Source organism: Angustibacter aerolatus (assembly GCF_054776675.1).
Genome location: NZ_BAAHBM010000175.1, coordinates 1 through 2090 on the forward strand (window position 1 = coordinate 1; position 2090 = coordinate 2090).

A 2090-nucleotide genomic window follows, 5' to 3' on the forward strand; every position below is an offset into this window, starting at 1 on the left:
TGGGCGCCGACGGCCTCGCCGTCGGGCTCACCGGTGGCCGGCAGGACGGTGCCGGGGTCGTCACCACCGACGCCGACGGGGCGAGCGTGCTCGTGCTGCCGGTGCGCGCGGACGGCGACGGCCCGGTGACCGTGACGGTCGCCGCCGACCCGAGCGGCGTGCCCCGCGACGTCGTGGGCGTCGTCGCGGCAGCCGGCACCCCCGAGACGCTGAAGGCGCTGGGCGAGCAGGGCCCGTCGGCCGCCGCCGGCTGGCTCGCGGCCGCGCTGGCCGGCGTCGGCGTCGGGCGGCTCGTCGACCCACCGACCGTGCCGGGGCCGGGTGCCTCGACGCTCTCCTGGAAGGCGCCCTGATGCCCCCTCTGCCCGCGCCGGGCACGTTCCGGCTCTACCCGTTCGCGCAGCCGCCGCTCGCGGCCGGCCCCTGGACGGTCACCGGCGAGGTCAGCGGCCTGCCCGGGCCGGTCGAGCCGCTGCAGGCCGCGGTCGACGTCCGGGCGCCGCGGTACGCGCTGCCGCCGGACCAGGTGCTCTCGACCTACCCGCCGGCGACGTCCGAGGGCGCGTTCGGCACCCGGCTGCCGCAGGTGGTGCTGCGCCGGCGCACGATCCCGTGGGAGCGCTCTCAGTTCACCGGGGGCACGCCGGTGCCGTGGCTGGCCCTGGTGCTGGTCGCGGACGGCGAGGGGAGCCTGCTGCACGACGTGCCGGTCGGGCAGTGCAGCACCGTGCCGCTCACCGGCGCCGTCGACGTGCCGAAGGGCAGCTGCCTCGAGGTGCCGGAGAGCGTGGTCGCCGCGGTGTTCCCGGCCAAGGAGGACCTCGCGATGCTGTGCCACGTCCGCGAGGTCGACCTGCGCGACACCGAGCTCGCGATGGGCGACGACGACGGCTGGCTGGCCGTCGTGCTCTGCAACCGGCTCCCGCAGCCGGGCACCCGCTACACCGCCTGCCTGGTGAACGTCGAGGGCGCGATCGCCGACGCGCTGCCGGTGGACCCGCCGGTGGCGGAGGAGTACCTCCGGCGCGGCGCGGTCGTCGACCTCGAGCTGGCGACGTCGCTGCTGCAGGGCACCGGCAGCGTGGACGCGACGCGGATGGGCACCCGCACCGCCGTCCGCGCGGTGCCGATCGAGCCGATCGAGCCGGTGGACCACGGTCTGGTGGCGGAGGCCGCGACGGCCCTGGCCGGCGTCGACGCGTTCGAGGCGTTCGAGGCGGCCCGGCCGGCGGCCTCCACCGGCGCGGGCTGGGCGGCTCGTCCGGCGCAGCGGGCCGCCGTCGTCGAGGGCCTGCAGCACCGCGCGCTGCAGGGACGCGACGCCATCGCGGTCGGGGCCGGCGTGCGGGTGCCGTGGCACCTGGTGGAGCCCACGGTGCGGTTCCCGGTGCTGACCAGCTGGTCGTTCACCTGCACCGACGCCGGCGACTTCCAGACCCTCGCGACGACGGTCAGCTCGCGGCTGCTCGGCCACGTCGTCGACCCGGACGCCCCGCCCGAGGACCCGGACGGCGACCCGCTGCCCCCCGGCACCCGGGCCACCACCCTCGCCACCGAGCCGCCGTCGAGCCGTCCGCTGCCGCTGGTGGCGCCCACCGGGCACGTCGAGACCGCGCACCGCACGCGGCGCGGCGAGGACGCCACCGCCTGGTTCCGCGGCCCGCTCGTGCCGGACCCGGTCGCCCGCACGATGGCCCGCGAGGACGGCCGGTACCCGCTGGCGCACCACAGCGACCAGCTGCGCCGGGTCACCCCGGACGGCCGCGAGGACCTGACGTACGCGGCGGCCTACGAGATCGGCCGGCTGCTGGCGCTGTCGCAGCCGAGCGTCGTCGCGGCGCTGAACCGGTGGCGGCACGAGCGCTTCTCCGCCGCCCTCACGGTCGCCGTCGCGAACGGCGTCGTCGACCGCGCGCCCAGCCTGCTGCAGGCCGCCCTGGCGACGCCAGACCCGTTGCGAGACAGGGTGATCGCGGTCGAAGGCAGCCCCACCCTGCCCACCGGCGACGACCCGCGGCGGCTGGAGGGCGCCGGCCGCCGGTTCGCCCGCGGGCTGCTCGCCGGGCTGGCCGCCGCGCCCGCCGACCCGA

General features: G+C 78.2%; 2 pseudogenes. Both read left to right on the top strand.

The annotated features are described in order from the left end of the window. Positions 1–353 (top strand): annotated as a pseudogene (locus tag ACYVI6_RS18565) (hypothetical protein); the annotation flags it as partial. Continuing rightward, positions 353–2090, top strand: a pseudogene (locus ACYVI6_RS18570) (hypothetical protein); the annotation flags it as partial. The pseudogenes ACYVI6_RS18565 and ACYVI6_RS18570, both read left to right, overlap by 1 nt.